Source organism: Kitasatospora nipponensis, assembly GCF_039528135.1.
GTDB classification, from domain to species: Bacteria; Actinomycetota; Actinomycetes; order Streptomycetales; family Streptomycetaceae; genus Kitasatospora; species Kitasatospora nipponensis.
In genome coordinates this window covers 25,115-42,615 of sequence record NZ_BAAALF010000038.1, presented here as the reverse complement: position 1 = coordinate 42,615, position 17,501 = coordinate 25,115, and the positions used below count along the sequence as shown (strand labels likewise).

Sequence of the window (17,501 nt, the reverse complement as noted above, 5' to 3'; positions counted from 1 at the left end):
ACGCCATGCCGGATCAGGACGGCACACCGCCCCGGGACGGCACGTCGGGGCGGCTGTACGGCGTCGGGCTCGGCCCCGGCGACCCGGACCTGATGACCGTGCGGGCCGCCGAACTGATCGGCAAGGCGGACGTGGTGGCCTACCACAGCGCCCGGCACGGCCGCTCGATCGCCCGCTCGATCGCCGCCCGCTACCTGCGCGAGGGTCAGCTGGAGGAGCCGCTGGTCTACCCGGTCACCACCGAGACCACCGACCACCCGGGCGGCTACCGCGGGGCGTTGGACGAGTTCTACGCCGAGGCCGCCGAGCGGCTGGCCGTGCACCTGGACGCCGGCCGGACCGTGGTGGTGCTCGCCGAGGGCGACCCGATGTTCTACGGCTCGTACATGCACATGCACAAGCGCCTCGCCCACCGCTACCCGACCGAGGTGGTGCCCGGGGTGACCTCGGTGAGCGCCGCCGCGGCCCGGCTGGGCCGGCCGCTGGTGGAGGCCGAGGAGGTGCTGACGATCCTGCCCGGCACGCTGCCGGAGGAGGAGCTGACGGCCCGGCTGGCCGCCACCGACTCGGCCGCGATCCTCAAGCTCGGCCGCACCTTCCCGACCGTGCGCCGGGCGCTGGAGCGCTCGGGGCGGCTGGCGGACGCGCAGTTCGTGGAGCGCGCCACCATGGCCGGGGAGCGGACCGCGCCACTGGCCGAGGTCGACCCGCAGAGCGTGCCGTACTTCTCGCTGGCGGTGCTGCCCAGCCGGATCGGCCTGCCGGCCGAGGCCACGGCCGAACCCGTGCTCCAGGCCGCGATCGAGCCGGTGACCGAGGCCGCGGCCGAGCGGACCGAGCCGGTCGGGACGGACGCCGCGGGGGCCCGCGGCCAGGTGGTCGTGGTCGGGCTCGGCCCGGCCGGCCCGCTCTGGCTCACCCCCGAGGCACGCGGCGAACTGGCCGCGGCCGACGAGCTGGTGGGCTACACCACCTACCTGGACCGGGTCCCGGTGCGGCCCGGCCAGGTGCGCCACGGCTCGGACAACAAGGTGGAGGCCGAGCGGGCCGAGTTCGCGCTCGACCTGGCCCGCCGCGGCCGCCGGGTCGCGGTGGTCTCCTCCGGCGACCCGGGCGTCTTCGCGATGGCCACCGCCGTCCTGGAGGCGGCCTGCGCCGATCCGTACCGCGAGGTGCCGGTGCGGATCGTGCCGGGGATGACCGCCGCGCACGCCGCCGCCTCGCGCGCCGGTGCGCCGCTGGGCCACGACTACGCCGTCGTCTCGCTCTCCGACCGCCTCAAGCCGTGGTCCGCGGTGGCCACCCGGCTGCGGGCGGGGGGCGCCGCCCCCCTGGGGGTCGCGCTCTACAACCCCGGCCCGCGCGGCCGCCGCGTCCCCCAGGGCCGCAGCAGGCGCGGCGTCCGCCGCCGACCTGGTGCTCGCGCTCTACAACCCGGGCTCGCGCAGCCGCACCACCCAGGTCGGCCTCGCCCGCGACCTGCTGCTCGAACACCGGTCGCCGGACACGCCGGTGGTGATGGCCCGGGACGTCGGCGGACCGACCGAGCGGGTGCGGATCGTCACGCTGGCCACCCTCGACCCGGCCGAGGTCGACATGCGGACCATTCTGCTGATCGGCTCCTCGCAGACCCGGGCGGTGCTGCGCGGGGACGGCACCGAGGTGGTCTGGACGCCGCGCCGCTACCCGGACGACCCGGAGTCCTGAGCCGGACGGGCTCCGAGGCACCACGCCGGACCCGACCGCGCCGAAGCCACGGCCCGGCCCGGCCCGGCCCGGCCCGGCCCGGCCCGGCCCGGCCCGGAGACACCAGCACAGCACCGCCCCCGTACCCTCCCGGCTCGCGCCGACGGGTGCGGGGGCGGTGCTGTGCTGGGAGCCCGCGGGTGGGGCCACGAGTCTCCCGGTGGCCGGCCGGCACGCGGTCGGTCACCCGGCCCGGGGCACGCCGCGGCCAGGAGGCAGCCGGCTGCCGTCCCCTGTGCGGCAGTCGACCACTCCGGGTCGACGGCATCGACGGTATTCTGCGGGCGATCACTCCCGGTACCTCCCCCGTGCACAGTCGATGACCGGTGCACCCTCACCACTGCACACCGGCCGCCGACAGGGTGCGCGGGTGCGGGTACGAGGCCGCGACGACGAGGAGGGGCCGGCCCATGCCGACCTTGGGATTCCTGACCGGGCAGCCGGAGCTCGCGCTGCACTGGGCGGAGCCGGGGGCCGAACCGGCCCACGCCGCCCGGACCGTGCTCGGCACGTGGCAGCCCACCGGCGCGGTGGGCGCGGTGGGCGGGGAGCCGGGCGACTCCGAGGACCTGCGGGATCTGCTCGTGGTGCTGGCCGCCGGCACCACGGACCCGGCCGGCTGGCCGGCCCGGCTGGTCGGTACCCGGGTCGCCGCGCTGGCCGTTCCCGACGGGCTCGCCGAACCCGTCGCGGTGGCGGTCGCGCGGGCCGCGGCCGCCCACGGCCTCCCGTTGCTGACGCTCGCCCCGACCACCCCGGTGGCCCGGATCGAGCGCGCGCTGCGCGACCTGCTGCGCCGCGAGGCGGAGCGTGCGGGGCACGAGTTGGACGAGCTGCTGGAGCAGCTGCGCCGCCAGTCGGGGCGTCCGGAGGGGCCCGCGCGGGTGGTCGCCTGGCTGGCCCGCCGGCTGGGCGCGGACGCCACGCTCACCACCGGTGCGCCGTCCGACCGTCCCGGCGGCTCGTCTCCCAGCGGTTCGCCGCCCGGGGGATGGCCCCCCGAGGCCTGGGCGCCACCGGAGGCGGCGCAGCGGCTCGCGCCGGCCCGCTCGCGGATCGCCCGACTGCTGCGCGGATCCCCGGATCCCACCCCCGCTCCCGACCGGGCTCCCGAGGGCGTCCCCGAAGGTGCCGCCGAAAGCGGCGAGTTGCGGCTCCTCCCGTTCGGCGGCCACCCGGCCCGCGCCGTCCTCGCCGTGCGCCGCGCGCAACGATTCTCCGCTGCCGACATGCGTCTGCTCACGCATGCCGAGACCGTGCTCTCACAGCTGCTGGACGCCCGGGACGCGGCGGTCGAGCGCGCCCGCCTGCTGGAGGTCTCCGCCTCCCTGCGGGTGGCCGCCTTCCAGCTGCTGATGGGCGGTCAGACCACGCTGGCCCGGCGCACCGCCGCCCCGCTCGCCCCCGGGGTGCTGACCACCGACACGGCCCGGGTGTACCTGGTCGACTGCGGTTCCACCGACCGCGACCTCACCGGGCAGGCCTGCCTCGCGGCGACCGCCGGTCAGGCGCTGGTCATCCGCTGCCCGGCGCACGACAGCCAGTTGATCGTGCTGGCGCCGCTGGCGCCCGAGGTCGCGCTGGACGCGTTCGGCTGGTGCCCGGTCGGGCGGCAGTTGAGCGCGGTGGTCGCCGAGCGGCTCGGCCACGCGCTCGGCGGCAGCACCACCGTCGAGCTCACCCGCACCGCCGACGCCTACCGCGAGGCGTTCAACGCGCTGTCGGTGGCCCGCGGTCTGCCCGAGCGCCGGGCGCTCTACCGGGCGCAGACCCAACTCGCCCAGCTACTGGGGGAGTCCGCGCGGATCTGGGCGGCGGAACTGCTGCAGCCGATGCTGGACCTGCCGCGCGAGCAGCGCGAGGAGGTCGTCGAGACCACCCGGCTGGCGCTGGCCTTCAGCCACGCGCAGACCGGCCGGATGCTCGACGTGCACCGCAACACCGTCGCCCGGCGGATCGAACGCGGCGTCAAGGTCCTGGGGTTGGACTGGGGAGACCTCGCCGCGCGGGCGGCCCTGGACCTCGCCCTCCAGGTGCAGGCGCGACCGTACACCGCGCTGCCGGCGTCGCCGGCGCTCCCGCTGGCCGGGGTGCTCGGCTGCCCGCCCGCGCGGGCCTGGGCGGCCTCCTTCCTGGCCCCGCTGGCGCAGGACCGCCGCCCGCTGCTGCGCACGCTGACCGCCTGGATCCGGGCCGGCGCCAACGCCCGCGACGCCCCGGCCGCCCTCGGGCTGCACCACCAGACCGTGCTGGACCATCTGCGCAGCGCCGAGCGGCTGTTGCAGCGCGAGCTGACGGCGGGACGGTCCGGTGCCCACGAGCTGGCCTGGGCCCTGTGGATCACCGGCGAGACGCCGCCCCCGCCGCTGTGACCCGCTGTTCGGCCGTGCCCCCGGTGCGTGCCCCCGGTGCGCGGCGGCGGTGTGCGGCGGCGGTGCTCGGTTCGGGCGGCTCAGCCCGGGTAGGTCACCCCGGTCAACCGCTCGGAGGCCGACCAGAGTTCGGCCGCCGCCGACAGGTCCCGCAACTGCCGTGGCGCCCGGGCGGTGGTCGGCAGGCCGGTCAACTCGCCCGGGCCGTCGGGGCCGTAGTAGCCACCGCCGACCGCCCGCTCACTGGTGGCCGCCACCAGCGTGGGCAGCGCCCCGCGCACGGGGTCCTGGGAGAGGCCGGGGATGCGCGTCACCAGGTCGCTGATGTTCGGCGCGCCGGTGCGGCGGTCCAGCAGCGGGCCGCTGAACTGCAGGTTGGTGCGGGTGAATCCCGGGTGGGCGGCCGTGCTGCGGATGCCCCAGCCGTGCCGCTCGCTGCGCCGGTCCAGCTCCTGGGAGAACATCAGGTTGGCCAGCTTGGAGCGGCAGTACGCCTCCCAGGGGCGGTAGCGGCGCTCGCTGTTGAGGTTGTCGAGGTCGATCCGTCCGCGCCGGGCGGCCAGGCTGCCGATCGCCACCACGCGGGCCGCGGTCGAGGCCCGCAGCAGCGGCAACAGTCGCCCGGTGAGCGCGAAGTGCCCGAGGTGGTTGGTGCCGAACTGCAGCTCGAAGCCGTCCTCGGTGGTGTGCCGGTCCGGCACCGCCATCACCCCGGCGTTGTTCACCAGCAGGTCGAGCGGTCGCCCGCGGTCGGCCAGCGCGGCCGCGAAGGCCGCCACCGAGGCGAGGCCGGCCAGGTCCAGTGCGGCGACGGTCACCGAACCGCCCGCGTCCGGGCCGCCGTTCTGCTCGGCCAGGTCCGCGCGGATCCGGTCGGCCGCCCGCTCGCCCTTCGTGGTGTCCCGCACCGCCAGCACGACCTCGGCCCCGGCCAGCGCGAGGCGGCGCGCGGTCTCGAAGCCGATCCCGCTGTTCGCCCCGGTCACGACGGCCGACCGGCCGTGCTGATCCGGTACCGCGATGTCCATGATCCGACGGGCCACAGCAGCTCCTCGCTCCGCGTCGGCTCGACGTGCCGACGCCTGGGGGGTGCCAACGGTACGCCTGCGGGCCCCTCTTGTCCTGTACCGAACAGCGGCCCGGGGCCGGTCGGCGGGGCGGTCCCGGCGCACTCCTCAGGAGGCCCGCAACAGCTCCAGCACCCCTGCCACGTCGGCCACTGCCCTTACCCCGCTGGGCAGTTCGGGCCGCCGCACGATCACCACGGGCAGCCCCAGCTCGCGCGCCACGGCGAGCTTGGGCGCGGTGGCGGCACCGCCGCTGTCCTTGGTGACCAGCAGGTCGATCCGGTGCTCGCGGAAGACGTCCCGCTCGCCGTCCAGCTGGAAGGGGCCGCGGTCCAGCAGCACCACCAGGTCCGGCGGGAGCGGCGGGTCGGGCCGCTCCACCGAGCGGGCCACCAGGTGGACGCCCTCGACCCCGGCGAAGGCGGCCAGCCCGAGCCGTCCGGTGGTCAGCAGGGCCCGCCGGCCCAGCGCCGGCAGTGCCTCCGCAGCCTCGGCCAGCGAGCCGACCGGGTGCCACCGGTCGCCCGGGACGGGGACCCAGCTGGGCCGGCGCAGGGCGAACAGGGGAACATGGTCGGCGGCGGCCGCCTCGGCCGCGTTACGGCTGATGACCTGGGCGAAGGGATGCGTGGCGTCGATGAGGGTGTGCACGTGCTGCGACCGCAGCCACTCGGCCAGCCCGGCAGGGCCGCCGAAGCCGCCCACCCGCACCTCGCCGGCCGGCAGCCGCTGCTCGGCTACCCGGCCGGCCAGCGAGCTGGTCACCCGGACGGTGGGCTCCGCCGCGAGCTCGGCCGCCAGCTGCCGGGCCTCGGTGGTGCCGCCGAGGATCAGGATGTGCCGCACGGGTGGTCCCTTCGGGTCGGACGTTCGGACGGTCGGGGGAGTCGACGGTGGCTGACACGCCCGATGCTGCCACCGGTTCCGCCCCCGCGGGCACCGGCCGTGGCGAAGCGTCCGCGCCCGTGACCGTGACCGGCGGGCGGGGTGCGCAGCTGCAGAGCAGCGGCCTGCGCCACGGCTGGACGACCGGTGCCTGCGCCACCGCCGCCACCACGGCGGCCTACACGGCGCTGCTCACCGGCGAGTTCCCCGACCCGGTGGTGATCACCCTGCCCAAGGGCCAGCGGCCCGCCTTCGCGCTGGCCGCCGAGCAGCTGGGCGGGCCGCCGGCCGGGCCGCCCGGTGGCGAACCGGCCGGGGACGGGGTCGCCGCCGGGCCGTGGGCGATGGCCGCCGTGGTCAAGGACGCCGGTGACGATCCGGACGTCACGCACGGCGCGGTCGTCCGCTCCACCGTCCGGGCCGGCGCGCCGGGCAGCGGCGTGGTCTTCCGGGCCGGGCCGGGGGTGGGCACGGTGACCAAGGCCGGCCTGCCGCTGGCGGTCGGCGAGCCGGCGATCAACCCGGTGCCGCGCCAGATGATGCGCGAGGCGGTCGCGAGCGTCGCCGCGCGGTACGGCGGCGCCGGCGACGTGGAGATCGAGATCTCCATCGACAACGGCGCCGAGATCGCCCGCAGCACCTGGAACCCGCGGCTGGGCATCCTGGGCGGGCTCTCGGTGCTCGGCACCACCGGGATCGTCGTGCCGTACTCCTGCTCGGCCTGGATCGACTCGATCCGGCGCGGGGTGGACGTGGCGCGCGCGGCGGGCCGCACGCACGTGGCCGGGTGCACCGGCTCCACCTCCGAGAAGGTCGCGGTGGCCGAGCACGGGCTGCCCCAGGACGCGCTGCTGGACATGGGCGACTTCGCCGGCGCGGTGCTCAAGTACCTGCGCCGCCACCCGGTGGACCGGCTGACCATCGCGGGCGGTTTCGCCAAGCTCTCCAAGCTCGCGGCCGGCCATCTCGACCTGCACTCCTCGCGTTCCCAGGTGGACAAGGGCTTCCTGGCCGGCCTCGCCGCCGAGGGCGGGGCCGACGCCGAGCTGGTGGCGGCGGTGGCGGCGGCCAACACCGGGCTGGAGGCCATCGTGCTCTGCCGGGCGGCCGGCGTGCCGCTGGGCGACCTGGTCGCCCGGGCGGCCCGGGCCACCGCGCTCGGGGTGCTGCGCGAGGCGCCGGTGGCGGTCGACGTGATCTGCATCGACCGCGGCGGCACCGTCGTCGGCCGTGCCGAGCCGCTCGCCAACCGCTGAGCCGCCGACCGCTGAGCCGCCGGTCGTCGAGCCGCCGGTCGTCGAGCCCGGCGGCTGCCGGCCGGTGGCCACCGTGCCACCGGCCTCCGCGTCGCCGACCGGGGCTACGGCAGCTGGCAGGAGCGGTCGCGCTCCGCCGAGTACAGGTGACTGTCGCGGAACTGCTCCGCGCCGAGCGTGCGCCCCACCAGGATCACCGCGGTGCGCACCACGCCGGCCTCCTTCACCTGCCCCGCGATGTCGGCCAGCGTCCCGCGCAGCACCAGCTCGTCGGGGCGGCTGGCCATCGCGACGACTGCCGCCGGGCAGTCGGCGCCGTAGTGCGGCAGCAGTTCGGCCACCACCCGGTCCACGTAGCGGGCGGCCAGGTGCAGGACGAGCAGCGCGCCGCTGCGGCCCAGGGTGGCCAGGTCCTCGCCCTCGGGCATCGGGGTGGCCTGCTGGGCGATCCGGGTCAGGATCACCGTCTGACCCACCGTCGGCACGGTCAGCTCCCGCTTCAGCGCCGCCGCGGCCGCCGCGAACGCCGGCACGCCGGGCACCACCTCGTACGGCACGCCCGCCGCGTCGAGCCGGCGCATCTGCTCGGCGACCGCGCTGAAGACCGACGGGTCGCCCGAGTGCAGCCGCGCGACGTCCTGGCCGTCGTGGTGGGCCTGGACCAGCTCGGCGATGATCTCGTCGAGGTTCAGCCGGGCGGTGTCGACCAGCCGGGCGTCCGGCGGGCACTCGGCGAGCAACTCGGCCGGGACCAGGCTGCCCGCGTAGAGGCAGACCCCGCAGCGCGCCAGCACGCGGGCCCCGCGCACGGTGATCAGGTCGGCGGCGCCGGGGCCGGCCCCGACGAAGTACACGGTCACAGCGCGTCTCCCTCTGCGGTGTCGACCGGCGAACTGCCGATCGGTGAAGCATGGTCCGGTGCAGCGTCGGTCGGTGAAATTTCCACCGGCGGTGGCGGCTTGACGACCGACCACTGGGTCACCGGCATCGCCTGCCGCCACCCGGTGAAGCCGCCCACCGGGACGGCGTGCGCCACCGCGAGCCGCAGCAACTCCCCGCCGTGCCGGCGGTACCAGTCGGTGAGCAGCGCCTCCGACTCCAGGGTGACCGTGTTGGCCACCAGCCGCCCGCCCGGTGCCAGTGCCGCCCAGCAGGCCGCCAGCAGGCCCGGCGCGGTGAGCCCGCCGCCGATGAAGACGGCGTCGGGCGTGGGGAGTCCGGCCAGCGCGGCGGGCGCGGCACCGGTCACCACGCGCAGCCGCGGCACGCCGAGCGCGGCCGCGTTCCGCTCGATCCGGGCGGCCCGCACCGGGTCGCGCTCCACGCTGACGGCCCGGCAGGAGCGGTGTGCGCGCAGCCACTCGATGGCGATGCTGCCCGAGCCACCGCCCACGTCCCAGAGCAGCTCGCCGGGGGTGGGGGCCAGCGTGGCCAGCGTCGCCGCACGGACATGGCGCTTCGTCAGCTGTCCGTCACTCTCGAAGAGTTCGTCCGGCAGGCCGGGCACGAGTGAGGGCCGGACAGTGTCCGCCGCGGCCCGGCACTCCACCGCCACCAGGTTCAGCGCGTCCCCGGCCGGGTGGTTCCAGCTCTCGGCCGTCCCGTCGACCTGCCGCTCCGCCGACCCGCCCACCTGCTCCAACACCCGCAGCACGCTCGGCCCGTACCCGCGCCGCTCCAGCAGGCCGGCCACCGCGGCGGGCGTGCTCGCGTCCGCGCTGAGCACCAACAGCCGCCGTCCCTCGGCCAGTTCGCCGGCGAGGGTGTCGAGCTCGCGGCCGACCAGGCTGACCGTCGCGGTCTCCTCCAGCGCCCAGCCGAGCCGGGCGCAGGCGTAGGAGACCGAGGAGGGGTGCGGCAGCACCCGCAGCCGCCCGGCCCCGAGTTCCTCGCCCAATGTCCGCCCGATCCCGAAGAACATCGGATCCCCGCTGGCCAGCACCGCCACCCGCCGCCCGGCGTGCGCGGCGAACAGCGGCCGCACCGCCGGCCGCAGCGGCGAGGGCCAGGCGACGCGTTCGGCGGCCACCGTGCCGGGCAGCAGGGCCAGCTGCCGGCCACCGCCGACCACCACCTCGGCCGCCAGCAGCGCCTCGCGCGAGGGGGTCGACAGGCCGTTCCAACCGTCCGCGCCGATCCCCACGACCGTCACCGGCGGCATCGACTGGGGGCTGCTCAACGCGGTCTCCTCGCAGGTCCGGACGGGTGCACCGGGGCAGCCTACCGGCCCGTACCCCGGCGCCGGCCGCCGGTCCCGGCCCCGCCGCGCTCAGGCCCCGGGCCCGCCGCCCCCCGCCCCGCCCGCCGGTCCGTCCCGTGGTCCGGCCGCCCGGGCGCCGCCGGCCGTCTGTGTAGGGTGGATGGCATGCCTACCACAGCTGTTCTCCCCCCTCCCGCCGCCTGAGCGGGCGGCCAGGCCACGGATGACGCAGGCCCGGGCGATGCCCCGGGCCGGTCGGTGCCGCCCGCAGTCGGGATCACGCGACCAGTTCACGTCTTCGTGGGAGAACACCCGTGTCTGCTGCACATCCCCTGCCGGTCGGGCGGGGCATGCTCTACCTGCTCGCCTCCGCCGCTTCCTGGGGCACCGCCGGTGCCGCCGCCGCGCTGCTGTACGCCAGCAGCGGGCTGGGCCCGGTGGCGCTCACCTTCTGGCGCTCGGCGGGCGGTGTCGTCCTGCTGCTGGCGCTCCGCGCCGCCCGCGGCCTGCGAACCACCCGCGCCACCGGCCCGGCCCGAACCCCCCGGACCGCCGACGTCACCCGCGTCACCCGCGTCACCCGCGTCACCCGCGTCACCCGCGGCCGGCGCGGCCGGCGCGCCGCGTGGTCGGCGCTGCGCCGCCGGCTGCCGTCCGTCGCCGTCAACGGCCTGGGGCTCACGCTCTTCCAGGTCGCCTACTTCGAAGCCGTCCGGCAGACCGGCCTGGCCGTCGGCACCGTGGTCACGCTCGGCGCCGCGCCCGTCCTGGTGGCGCTCGGCGCGCGCCTGGTGCTGCGCGAACGGCTGGGCGGCGCGGGGCGCGCCGCGCTGGCCGGCGCGCTGGTCGGACTGCTGGTGCTGACCGCGGGCCGTGGCCAGGCCGCCGGCGGGGCGCACCCGGTCGCCGCGGGTGCGGTCGCCGCCGCCCCGGTCGGCGTGCAGCCGGCCGGGGTCGGCTGGGCGCTCGGCTCGGCCGCCGGGTTCGCCTGCATCACCCTGTACGGCCGCTGGTCCGCGCGCCCCGGCACGGCCGGGGCGGCCACCGATGCGGCCACCACCACACTGTTCTCCTTCCTGGTCTGCGCGCTGGTGCTGCTGCCCTTCGCCGCCGCCGAGGGGCCTGGCCTCTGGCCGCGTCCCGCGCACCTGGGCGCCACCGTGGCCCTGCTGCTCTACACCGCCGCGGTCCCCACCGCGCTCGGCTACGGCCTCTACTTCGCCGGGGTGGCGGTGGTGCGGGCCACCACCGCCGCGGTGATCGCGCTGGTCGAGCCGGTCGGCGCCGCGCTGCTGGCGGTCGGTCTGCTCGGCGAGCGGCTCGCCGGCGCCACCGTCGCGGGCACCGTGGTGCTACTGCTCTCGGTCACCGGCCTCGCGGTGGTCGAGGGCCGGCGGACCATCGACGCGGGACGCACCGCGACCTGATGACGCGTCAGGTCTCCTGGGCGCGCAGCAGCGTCTCGCCGGCGGCCGTGCGGAAATAGAGCACGGACCGTCCGGCGCGGCGCCGCTGGACCAGTCGGGCGTCCAGCAGCACCTTGAGGTGGCGGCCCACCGAGCCGAGCGGCTGGCCGGTCAGCGCCACCAGTTGGGTGGTGCTCTTCGGACTGTCGAGCAGCACCAGCACGCCCGCCCGGGCCGTCCCGAGCAGCCGGCCCAGCGCCTCGGGTGCCGCCGTCCGCCCGGCCTCGGCGAGTGCGCCGGCGCACGGGTAGACCATGGCGTACCGGTGTTCGGCGCGCTGCTCGCCGGCGACCGGCGGGGTCTCCCAGGAGACCCACCCCTTCTTCGGCGTCACCGGCACGAACATCAGCTGCACGCCCGGGAGTTCCCGGTCCGGGTAGTCGTGCGCGTTGATCCGCAGCCGGCCGTCGCCGAGCCAACGGGTGTTGGGCCGCAGGTCGTTCAGCGCCGCGGCCCAGCCGCCCCGGCTCAACTGCGCGGTGCGGGCGATCACGTCGGCCTCGATGACCCGGCGGCGCTGCGGCCAGGAGGGCAGCACCGCGTGGGTCCAGACCCAGGTCAGCAGGTCGGCGGCGCGCTCCGGCAGGTCGGCGCGGTCCAGTTGGGCGGGCAGCGCGCCGTCCATCGACCTGGCCAGGTCGGCCCGGGCGGCCTCGGGTGCGGTGTCGCGGATCCGGGCGACCTCCCGGGCGAACGTCCGCTCGCCGTCCCGGTTCCCGGCCGGGGAGCCGGCGGGCGGCGGCTGCGGGGGCAGGGTGAGGAAGTCGGCGTTCCACGGACGTCCCAACCCGATCCGGATCAGCAGCGCGGTGACCGGATCGCCCGCCAACCGCTCGCGGTAGGAGGGCAACTGGGCGGCCAGCCAGTCGCGCTCGCCCGGATGCGCGGCCGCCGCGGACTGCAGCACCTTGACGCACGCGACCGTCTCCGCCAGCGGGGAGACGACGAACCGGCTCCCCGCGAGGGTGTCCGTGTCGACCAGCCACAGGCCCATGGTTTCGCCTCCCCGCGAAAGAGTAACGCCCGGCCGACCGGGCCGCGCAGACTCCCCGCCATGCGTACCTACCGGGAACTCTTCCGCACGCCGGAGTTCACTCCGTTCTTCGCCGCCTCGACGGTCCAGGTGGCGGCCCAGACGGTGACCGGGCTGGCCCTGGGCACCCTGGTCTACCGCTCCACCGGCTCACCGCTGCTCTCCGCCCTCGCCCTGTGCGGTCCCTCGCTGGCCCAGGTGCTCGGCGCCACCACCCTGCTGTCGGCCGCGGACCGCCTGCCGCCGCGCGCCGCGCTGACCGGACTGGCGGTGCTCTTCGGGCTCGGCGCCGCCGTGCAGGCCGTGCCGGGCCTGCCGGTCTGGGCCGCGTTCCTGCTGCTGCTGGGCCTCGGCGCGCTCGGCGCGCTGGGCGGCGGCGTACGGTACGGGCTGCTCAACGAGATCCTCGCGAGCGAGGGGTACCTGCTGGGGCGGTCCGCGCTCAACATGGCCGTCGGCACCACCCAGATCTGCGGATTCGCCCTCGGCGGCGTGCTGGTGACCACCCTCTCGCCGCGCGGCACCCTGCTCGCCGGCGCCGCCCTCTACCTGGCCGCGGCCGCCACCGCGCGGCTCGGCCTCGGCCGGCGCCCACCGCGGGCCACCGGCCGGCCCTCGGCCGGCGAGACCTGGCGGACCAACGCACGGCTCTGGTCGGCCGCGCCGCGCCGCTACGTCTACCTGGCGCTCTGGGTGCCGAACGGGCTGATCGTCGGCTGCGAGAGCCTCTTCGTCCCCTACACGCCGCGGCACTCGGGCCTGCTCTTCGCCTTCGCCGCCCTCGGCATGCTCATCGGCGACACGCTGGCCGGCCGGTTCATCCCGCAGCGCCTGCGCGAGCGGCTCGGTGCGGGCCTGCGCCTGCTGCTCGCCGCGCCTTACCTGCTCTTCGCCCTGCACCCCGCGCTGCCGCTCGCGCTGGCGGCCGTCACGCTCGCGTCGATCGGCTACTCGGCCAGCCTGCTGCTGCAGGAGCGCCTGATGCGGCTGACCCCCCGGGAGTTGAGCGGGCACGCGCTCGGCCTGCACTCCAGCGGGATGCTCACGATGCAGGGCGTGGGCGCCGCGGTGGCCGGCACGATCGCCCAACAGAGCTCACCCGCCACGGCGATGACCGTGGTGGCCGGCCTCTCGGTCGCGGTCACGCTGGTCCTGGCGCCGGGGCTGCGCACCCCGATCGACCAACCGGCCGACCGGGAACAGGAGCTGGAGCAGGAGCGGGAGCCGGAGAGCACGCCGGCCGGCTGACCGACCGGCTGCCGCACGACGCGCAGGAGCCCGGCACGGTGGCGTACCGTGCCGGGCCCCTGCGTGGATCGGCTGTCCGGAACCGGTCCTCACGATCCGGCTGTCAGGAACCGGCCGTCAGACCTGGGCGTCAGGACAGCACGGTCCAGTTCTGGCCGGCCGCACCCGAGTTGGCCGGGTTGGTCATCGCGGTCGAGCCGGCGGCGGTGCCGGCGACGTCCAGGACCAGACCGTTGCCGACGTTGGTGACGGTCAGCGCGCCGGCGCTGTTCTGGGTGACCTTCCACTTCTGCCACGGGTTGTTGGTCGAGGGGTTGAGCAGGTAGGCGCTGCCGACCCCGCCGCCGGCGGCGAGCACGGTGTGGGTCTGCGTGGCGGTGTAGCAGTTGTCGGTGATCGTCACGGTGCCGTCCGCGTTGGGCGTGAAGAGCCACTGCTGGGCGGCGTTGCCGCTCTGGTAGGCATTGATGCCGGAGTTGCCGCCGACCCCGGCGTAGCAGCCGCCCTGGACCTCCAGCGCCTGGCCGCCGGTGCCGCCCGCGCTGATCGCGTGGTACTTGCCGTCGCCGACGACGCTCGCCCGGCCGCCGGTGCCACCGGTGCCGCCGCCGCCCATGCCGATGCTGCCGCCGGCGATGCGGTAGAGCGCGACGCCGTGTGCGGGGATCCAGTTGCCGCCGATGCTGCTGGTGATGGTGCCGGTCGCGCCGGTCCACAGCTCCCGGTAGGAGTAGCTGGAGCCGGTCAGCCCGAGGTCGGCGAAACTGGCGCTGGGCATGGCCCAGTTGTTCGGGTCCTGGTTGATCAGCGCGACGGCCAGGTCACCATTGGCGAGCTGGCGCTTGAGGATCACGGGAGCCGTCTGCGAGGCGGGGTAGTTGGGCATGGTGCCGACCAGGGTGGCGGGCTTGGCGAGGCTGTCCTGGTCGATGGCGATCATGTCGGGGTTCTTCAGCAGCCCCAGGGCCGAGGAGTTGATCCCGGTGGACCAGGTGTAGCCGTTCGCGGTGCGCTGCGCGTCGGCGGTGCTGCGCAGGTCGGCACCGGAGATGAGCGGGGCGGCCATCATCGACAGGACGGACAGCTCGGTGCGCGACTCGTCGTCGGTGAAGGGCTTGTTGCCCTTGTAGGTGTCGGTGACGCCCCAGACGCCGCTGGTGTCCTGCCAGCCGGCGAACATCATGTCCATGTCGTTCCAGCTACCGGGGTGGACGTTGCCCGGGTACTTCAGGGCGGTCTGCAACTGGCCGTTGTAGAGCACGCCGTCCAGCTCGCTGTCCCGGTCGCCGCCGATCCGGCAGAGGTTGGCGACCTGGCCGCACCACACGCCGGTCGGGTAGTAGCCGGCCGCCTGGTGCGGCTGGACGCCGGCGGCCACGATCAGCGGGTCGGTGCGGGCCGGGTCGTTGGCGTTCAGCAGGTAGGGGATACCGGTGTGCGCGGGCTGGGCGGAGAGGCTGAGGGTCACCTTCGGCCGGCCCGCGGCGGCGGTCGCCGCGTCGAGGGCCCGCTGGAAGGTCTGGGTGCGGGCGTAGATGGACTGGGTGAGCTCCTTGCCCTCGCCCTGCGGGTAGTACGCGTAGCCGTCGGGGCCGACGATCGTCGGGCCGTACGGGCAGTCGTCGTACTTCACGTAGTCGACGCCCCAGGCGACGAAGTCGCCTGCGTCGGTGCTCTCGTGGCCCAGGCTGCCGGGGTGGCCCTGGCAGGTGGTGTAGGTGTCGGTGGCGTACAGGCCGAACTTCATGCCCTTGCTGTGCGCGTACCAGGCCAGGTACTGGATGCCGTTCACCGTCTGGCCGTTGACGGTCTGCGAGGGGAACTGGGTGGGGTCGGTGACCAGGTGGCCACTGGTGGGGTCGTTGCCGGTGCCGTCGGTGCCGGAGACCGGGCGGTTGCTGTTGTCGTACAGCTGCATGGCGTTGTCGCCGGTCTTCACGAAGTCCGTGCTCTGGCCGTCGCGGTGGCGCATCGACCAGCCGTCGTCGACGGTGACGGTGTTGTAGCCGGCCTGCACCAGGCCGTTGGCCGCCATGAAGTCGATGGTCTGCTTGACCTCGGCCTCGGTGACGGACGGGCCCATGCTGTTCCAGGAGTTCCACCCCATGGGCGGGGTCAGGGCGTTGCCGTTGCCGAGGGCGACGGCCGGCGCGGCGCTGACGAGGGCGGTGGCGCCGAGGCCGGAGGCGGCCAGCGCCATGGCGGCGAGGGCGCCGACGATGCGATGCGGTGATGTGCGCATGTGGGGGCTTCCCGAGTGGTGGGTGGACCGAAGCCACCGTCCGCCCGGCGGGTGGGCCTGACGACGGCTGGCGGGGGTGGGGTGCGGGCGGGGGTGCGGTGAGGGTGGGGGTGACTCCGGGATGGTGCACCGAGGCCTGCACGGTGGTGCCATACGATATTGCACTGACCAATAACCCACAAGACTCAACACAACAGCTCATCAGAAGCGTGTGCCCGTGCGCCCGGCGGCGCCCGGGGGCCCTCTCCGGATCCCTGCGGCGATCGCTGACGCCGGCGGCTGGCATGATCGGGGAGCCGGTCGCCCGCGGGGGCGCGACCGGGCTCGAGGGGGAGACGATGACGACGACCGTGCTGCTGGAGACCGACGGTCTGACGCTGCGTCCGTGGACGGACGCGGACGCGGCGCAGCTGCACGCGGTGGCCGCCGACCCCGAACTGCGCCGGCGCACCTCACTGGACATCACGAGCGAGCAGGACGCGCTGCGCTGGATCGCCGCCACCCGGCAGGCGTGGGCGGACGGGGAGCGGTTCGCCTTCGCCGTGCTGGTGGACGAACGCGTGTCGGGGCACATCGTGCTCAAGCGGCCGGGCAGCGCCACCGCCGAGGTCGGCTACTGGACCGCCGCGCACGCCCGCGGCCGTGGCCTGGCCCCGCGCGCGGTGCGGGCGCTCACCCGGTGGGCGTTCGCCGGACGGGAGGGTCGGCGTCCGGGCCGGATCGAGCTGCTCCACCAGGCCGACAACACCGGCTCCTGCCGGGTGGCCCAGAAGGCCGGCTACCGGCTGGAGAGCGTGCTGCCGGCCAGCCCGCCGCACTACCCGAACGACGGCCACCTGCACGTCTGCCACGCGCCGGGCACCCCGGACGGCCGGCCGGCCGCGAGCACCGGGGAGCGGGGATGAGACGCCGGGGATTCCTCCTGCTCGGCGGCAGCGCGGCCGCACTGCTGGCGGGAGCCGGCTACGCCCAGCGCGCGGCCCGGCCCGCCCGGGCACCCGCGCCGCAGCCGCCGCCGCTCTCCACCGACGTCGAACCGCTGGCGGCCCGGCTGCCGAAGCTGGGGCGGATCGTCTCGGCGCACTGGCAGGAGCGGTCGCCGGCGGTCGCGAACGGCCGGATCACCGTGCCCGGGCCCACCGACTCCTTCCTGCACGCCGTCCTGCAGTTGAGCCCGGGTGCTGTCGGCGCGCTGACCGCCGCCGTCCCGCTCGTGCCGGCGGCCGCTCCCGCGCCGCCGCCCGTTCCCTCGGACACCGCCGGCTTCGTGGGGCTCTCCGCCGAGCTCGCCGCCTTCCTGCCGGCCGGTGCCCACTGGACCCGCAGCCCGCTGCTGGACTCCACCCTGGTGCGGGCGGACGCGGCCGGGCTGCTCTTCGACCTCTCGTCGGACACGGTCTTCCTCGACGCCGAGAACCTGGCCGCACCGGACGCGGTCGACGTCCACCCCTGAGCGGCCGGGGCCTCACCGCTCCCGGGGCTCACCGTCCGACAGGAGTCGGGCCTTGGCCAGGGTGAACTCCCGTTCGCTCAGACTGCCCGCGCGGTGCAGGGCGGCCAGCCGCTCCAGCGCGCCGGGCCACTCGGGCTCCGCCGCCCGCCCCTGCTCCTCCTCTTGCTCCTGCTCCTGCTTCGCTCCTTGCGCCGCCCCCTGCTCCGGCAGCTCGACCGCGGTCAGCCGCGGGTCGGCCGGGTCGTAGCGGACCGTCACCGCGTCCCCGACGCGCGGCAGCCGGTACACCGGGAACCAGTCGGTGTGCGTGGTGTCCCAGACCGCGCCGTCGGCGGCCTCGAACCGCACGGTCAGCCGCAGTTCGGGCCAGTCGTTGACGCTCGCGCCGGTGCCTGTCAGCTCGGTGACGGTGCCGCCGGCGCTCACCCCGTGCGCGCTCAGCCGCTCCTCGCGCTCGGCCCTGACCCTCGCCTCGGCCCGGTCGCGCCGCAGCCGTCGCCGTCCCGGAACGGCCAGGGCGGCTGCCGGGACGG

The 17,501-nt window shown here is 76.1% G+C and carries 13 protein-coding genes and 1 pseudogene; 7 read left to right on the top strand and 7 right to left on the bottom strand.

All coding sequences use genetic code 11. The features are described from left to right. The first annotated feature begins 5 nt into the window (after positions 1 to 5). Together ABD323_RS13830 and ABD323_RS13825 are read left to right on the top strand one after the other, a co-directional pair. Positions 6 to 1,707: pseudogene (locus ABD323_RS13830) on the top strand (precorrin-2 C(20)-methyltransferase). A 449-nt stretch (positions 1,708 to 2,156) separates the two neighbouring features. Then, positions 2,157 to 4,118 carry a helix-turn-helix domain-containing protein gene (locus ABD323_RS13825; protein WP_344441770.1) on the top strand — a complete coding sequence of 654 codons (1,962 nt, stop codon included), beginning with the start codon at positions 2,157 to 2,159 and terminating at the stop codon, positions 4,116 to 4,118. A gap of 80 nt (positions 4,119 to 4,198) precedes the next feature. Here the strand turns inward: ABD323_RS13825 and ABD323_RS13820 are convergent, their stop codons facing one another. Both ABD323_RS13820 and ABD323_RS13815 read right to left on the bottom strand, forming a co-directional pair. Beyond that, positions 4,199 to 5,161 (bottom strand): SDR family oxidoreductase, encoded by a 963-nt coding sequence (locus ABD323_RS13820; RefSeq protein ID WP_344441769.1) that lies wholly within the window; start codon positions 5,159 to 5,161, stop codon positions 4,199 to 4,201. 132 nt (positions 5,162 to 5,293) lie between these two features. Then, positions 5,294 to 6,031 (bottom strand): cobalt-precorrin-6A reductase, encoded by a 738-nt coding sequence (locus ABD323_RS13815; protein WP_344441768.1) that lies wholly within the window; start codon positions 6,029 to 6,031, stop codon positions 5,294 to 5,296. A 119-nt stretch (positions 6,032 to 6,150) separates the two neighbouring features. Here ABD323_RS13815 and ABD323_RS13810 point away from each other — a divergent pair, with 119 nt between their 5' ends. Continuing rightward, the gene (locus ABD323_RS13810; protein ID WP_425555984.1) at positions 6,151 to 7,326 is read left to right on the top strand and encodes a cobalt-precorrin-5B (C(1))-methyltransferase; all 1,176 of its coding nucleotides are present in this window, start codon (positions 6,151 to 6,153) and stop codon (positions 7,324 to 7,326) included. A gap of 104 nt (positions 7,327 to 7,430) precedes the next feature. Here the strand turns inward: ABD323_RS13810 and cobM are convergent, their stop codons facing one another. Further along, positions 7,431 to 8,186 (bottom strand): precorrin-4 C(11)-methyltransferase, encoded by a 756-nt coding sequence (cobM, locus tag ABD323_RS13805; protein ID WP_344441767.1) that lies wholly within the window; start codon positions 8,184 to 8,186, stop codon positions 7,431 to 7,433. Beyond that, complete coding sequence (gene cbiE / locus ABD323_RS13800; RefSeq protein WP_344441783.1) at positions 8,183 to 9,487, bottom strand: precorrin-6y C5,15-methyltransferase (decarboxylating) subunit CbiE; 1,305 nt, start codon at positions 9,485 to 9,487, stop codon at positions 8,183 to 8,185. The genes cobM and cbiE overlap by 4 nt, the downstream gene beginning before the upstream one ends. A gap of 353 nt (positions 9,488 to 9,840) precedes the next feature. Here cbiE and ABD323_RS13795 point away from each other — a divergent pair, with 353 nt between their 5' ends. Further along, positions 9,841 to 10,953: a DMT family transporter gene (locus ABD323_RS13795; RefSeq protein ID WP_344441766.1), complete on the top strand. Its 1,113-nt coding sequence runs from the start codon at positions 9,841 to 9,843 to the stop codon at positions 10,951 to 10,953. A gap of 7 nt (positions 10,954 to 10,960) precedes the next feature. Here ABD323_RS13795 and ABD323_RS13790 read toward each other — a convergent pair whose 3' ends face one another. Further along, positions 10,961 to 11,986: a helix-turn-helix domain-containing protein gene (locus ABD323_RS13790; RefSeq protein ID WP_344441765.1), complete on the bottom strand. Its 1,026-nt coding sequence runs from the start codon at positions 11,984 to 11,986 to the stop codon at positions 10,961 to 10,963. Between the two features lie 60 nt (positions 11,987 to 12,046). Here ABD323_RS13790 and ABD323_RS13785 point away from each other — a divergent pair, with 60 nt between their 5' ends. Continuing rightward, entirely contained in the window at positions 12,047 to 13,273 is a 1,227-nt protein-coding gene (locus ABD323_RS13785) for an MFS transporter (RefSeq protein ID WP_344441764.1), read from the top strand. 130 nt (positions 13,274 to 13,403) lie between these two features. Here the strand turns inward: ABD323_RS13785 and ABD323_RS13780 are convergent, their stop codons facing one another. Beyond that, a complete protein-coding gene (locus tag ABD323_RS13780; protein WP_344441763.1) occupies positions 13,404 to 15,515 on the bottom strand; it encodes an alpha-galactosidase in 2,112 nt (703 codons plus the stop codon). A 338-nt stretch (positions 15,516 to 15,853) separates the two neighbouring features. On the opposite strand from ABD323_RS13780, the gene ABD323_RS13775 reads away from it, so the two are divergent. Further along, positions 15,854 to 16,420: a GNAT family N-acetyltransferase gene (locus ABD323_RS13775; RefSeq protein WP_344441762.1), complete on the top strand. Its 567-nt coding sequence runs from the start codon at positions 15,854 to 15,856 to the stop codon at positions 16,418 to 16,420. Continuing rightward, a complete protein-coding gene (locus ABD323_RS13770) occupies positions 16,417 to 16,968 on the top strand; it encodes a hypothetical protein (protein ID WP_344441761.1) in 552 nt (183 codons plus the stop codon). Before ABD323_RS13775 ends, ABD323_RS13770 begins: the two co-directional genes overlap by 4 nt. Before the next feature lie 12 nt (positions 16,969 to 16,980). On the opposite strand, the gene ABD323_RS13765 is transcribed toward ABD323_RS13770, so the two are convergent. Continuing rightward, positions 16,981 to 17,501, bottom strand: a 521-nt coding sequence (locus tag ABD323_RS13765; protein ID WP_344441760.1) for a DUF3592 domain-containing protein, incomplete at its 5' end; no start/stop codon positions are given.

What these genes read in the sequence shown, in the direction of transcription:
- ABD323_RS13825 (WP_344441770.1), top strand. Translation starts at nt 2,157, where the DNA reads ATGCCGACCTTGGGATTCCTGACCGGGCAGCCGGAGCTCGCGCTGCAC.
- cbiE (WP_344441783.1), bottom strand. Translation starts at nt 9,487, where the DNA reads ATGCCGCCGGTGACGGTCGTGGGGATCGGCGCGGACGGTTGGAACGGC.
- ABD323_RS13790 (WP_344441765.1), bottom strand. Translation starts at nt 11,986, where the DNA reads ATGGGCCTGTGGCTGGTCGACACGGACACCCTCGCGGGGAGCCGGTTC.
- ABD323_RS13785 (WP_344441764.1), top strand. Translation starts at nt 12,047, where the DNA reads ATGCGTACCTACCGGGAACTCTTCCGCACGCCGGAGTTCACTCCGTTC.
- ABD323_RS13780 (WP_344441763.1), bottom strand. Translation starts at nt 15,515, where the DNA reads ATGCGCACATCACCGCATCGCATCGTCGGCGCCCTCGCCGCCATGGCG.
- ABD323_RS13775 (WP_344441762.1), top strand. Translation starts at nt 15,854, where the DNA reads ATGACGACGACCGTGCTGCTGGAGACCGACGGTCTGACGCTGCGTCCG.
- ABD323_RS13770 (WP_344441761.1), top strand. Translation starts at nt 16,417, where the DNA reads ATGAGACGCCGGGGATTCCTCCTGCTCGGCGGCAGCGCGGCCGCACTG.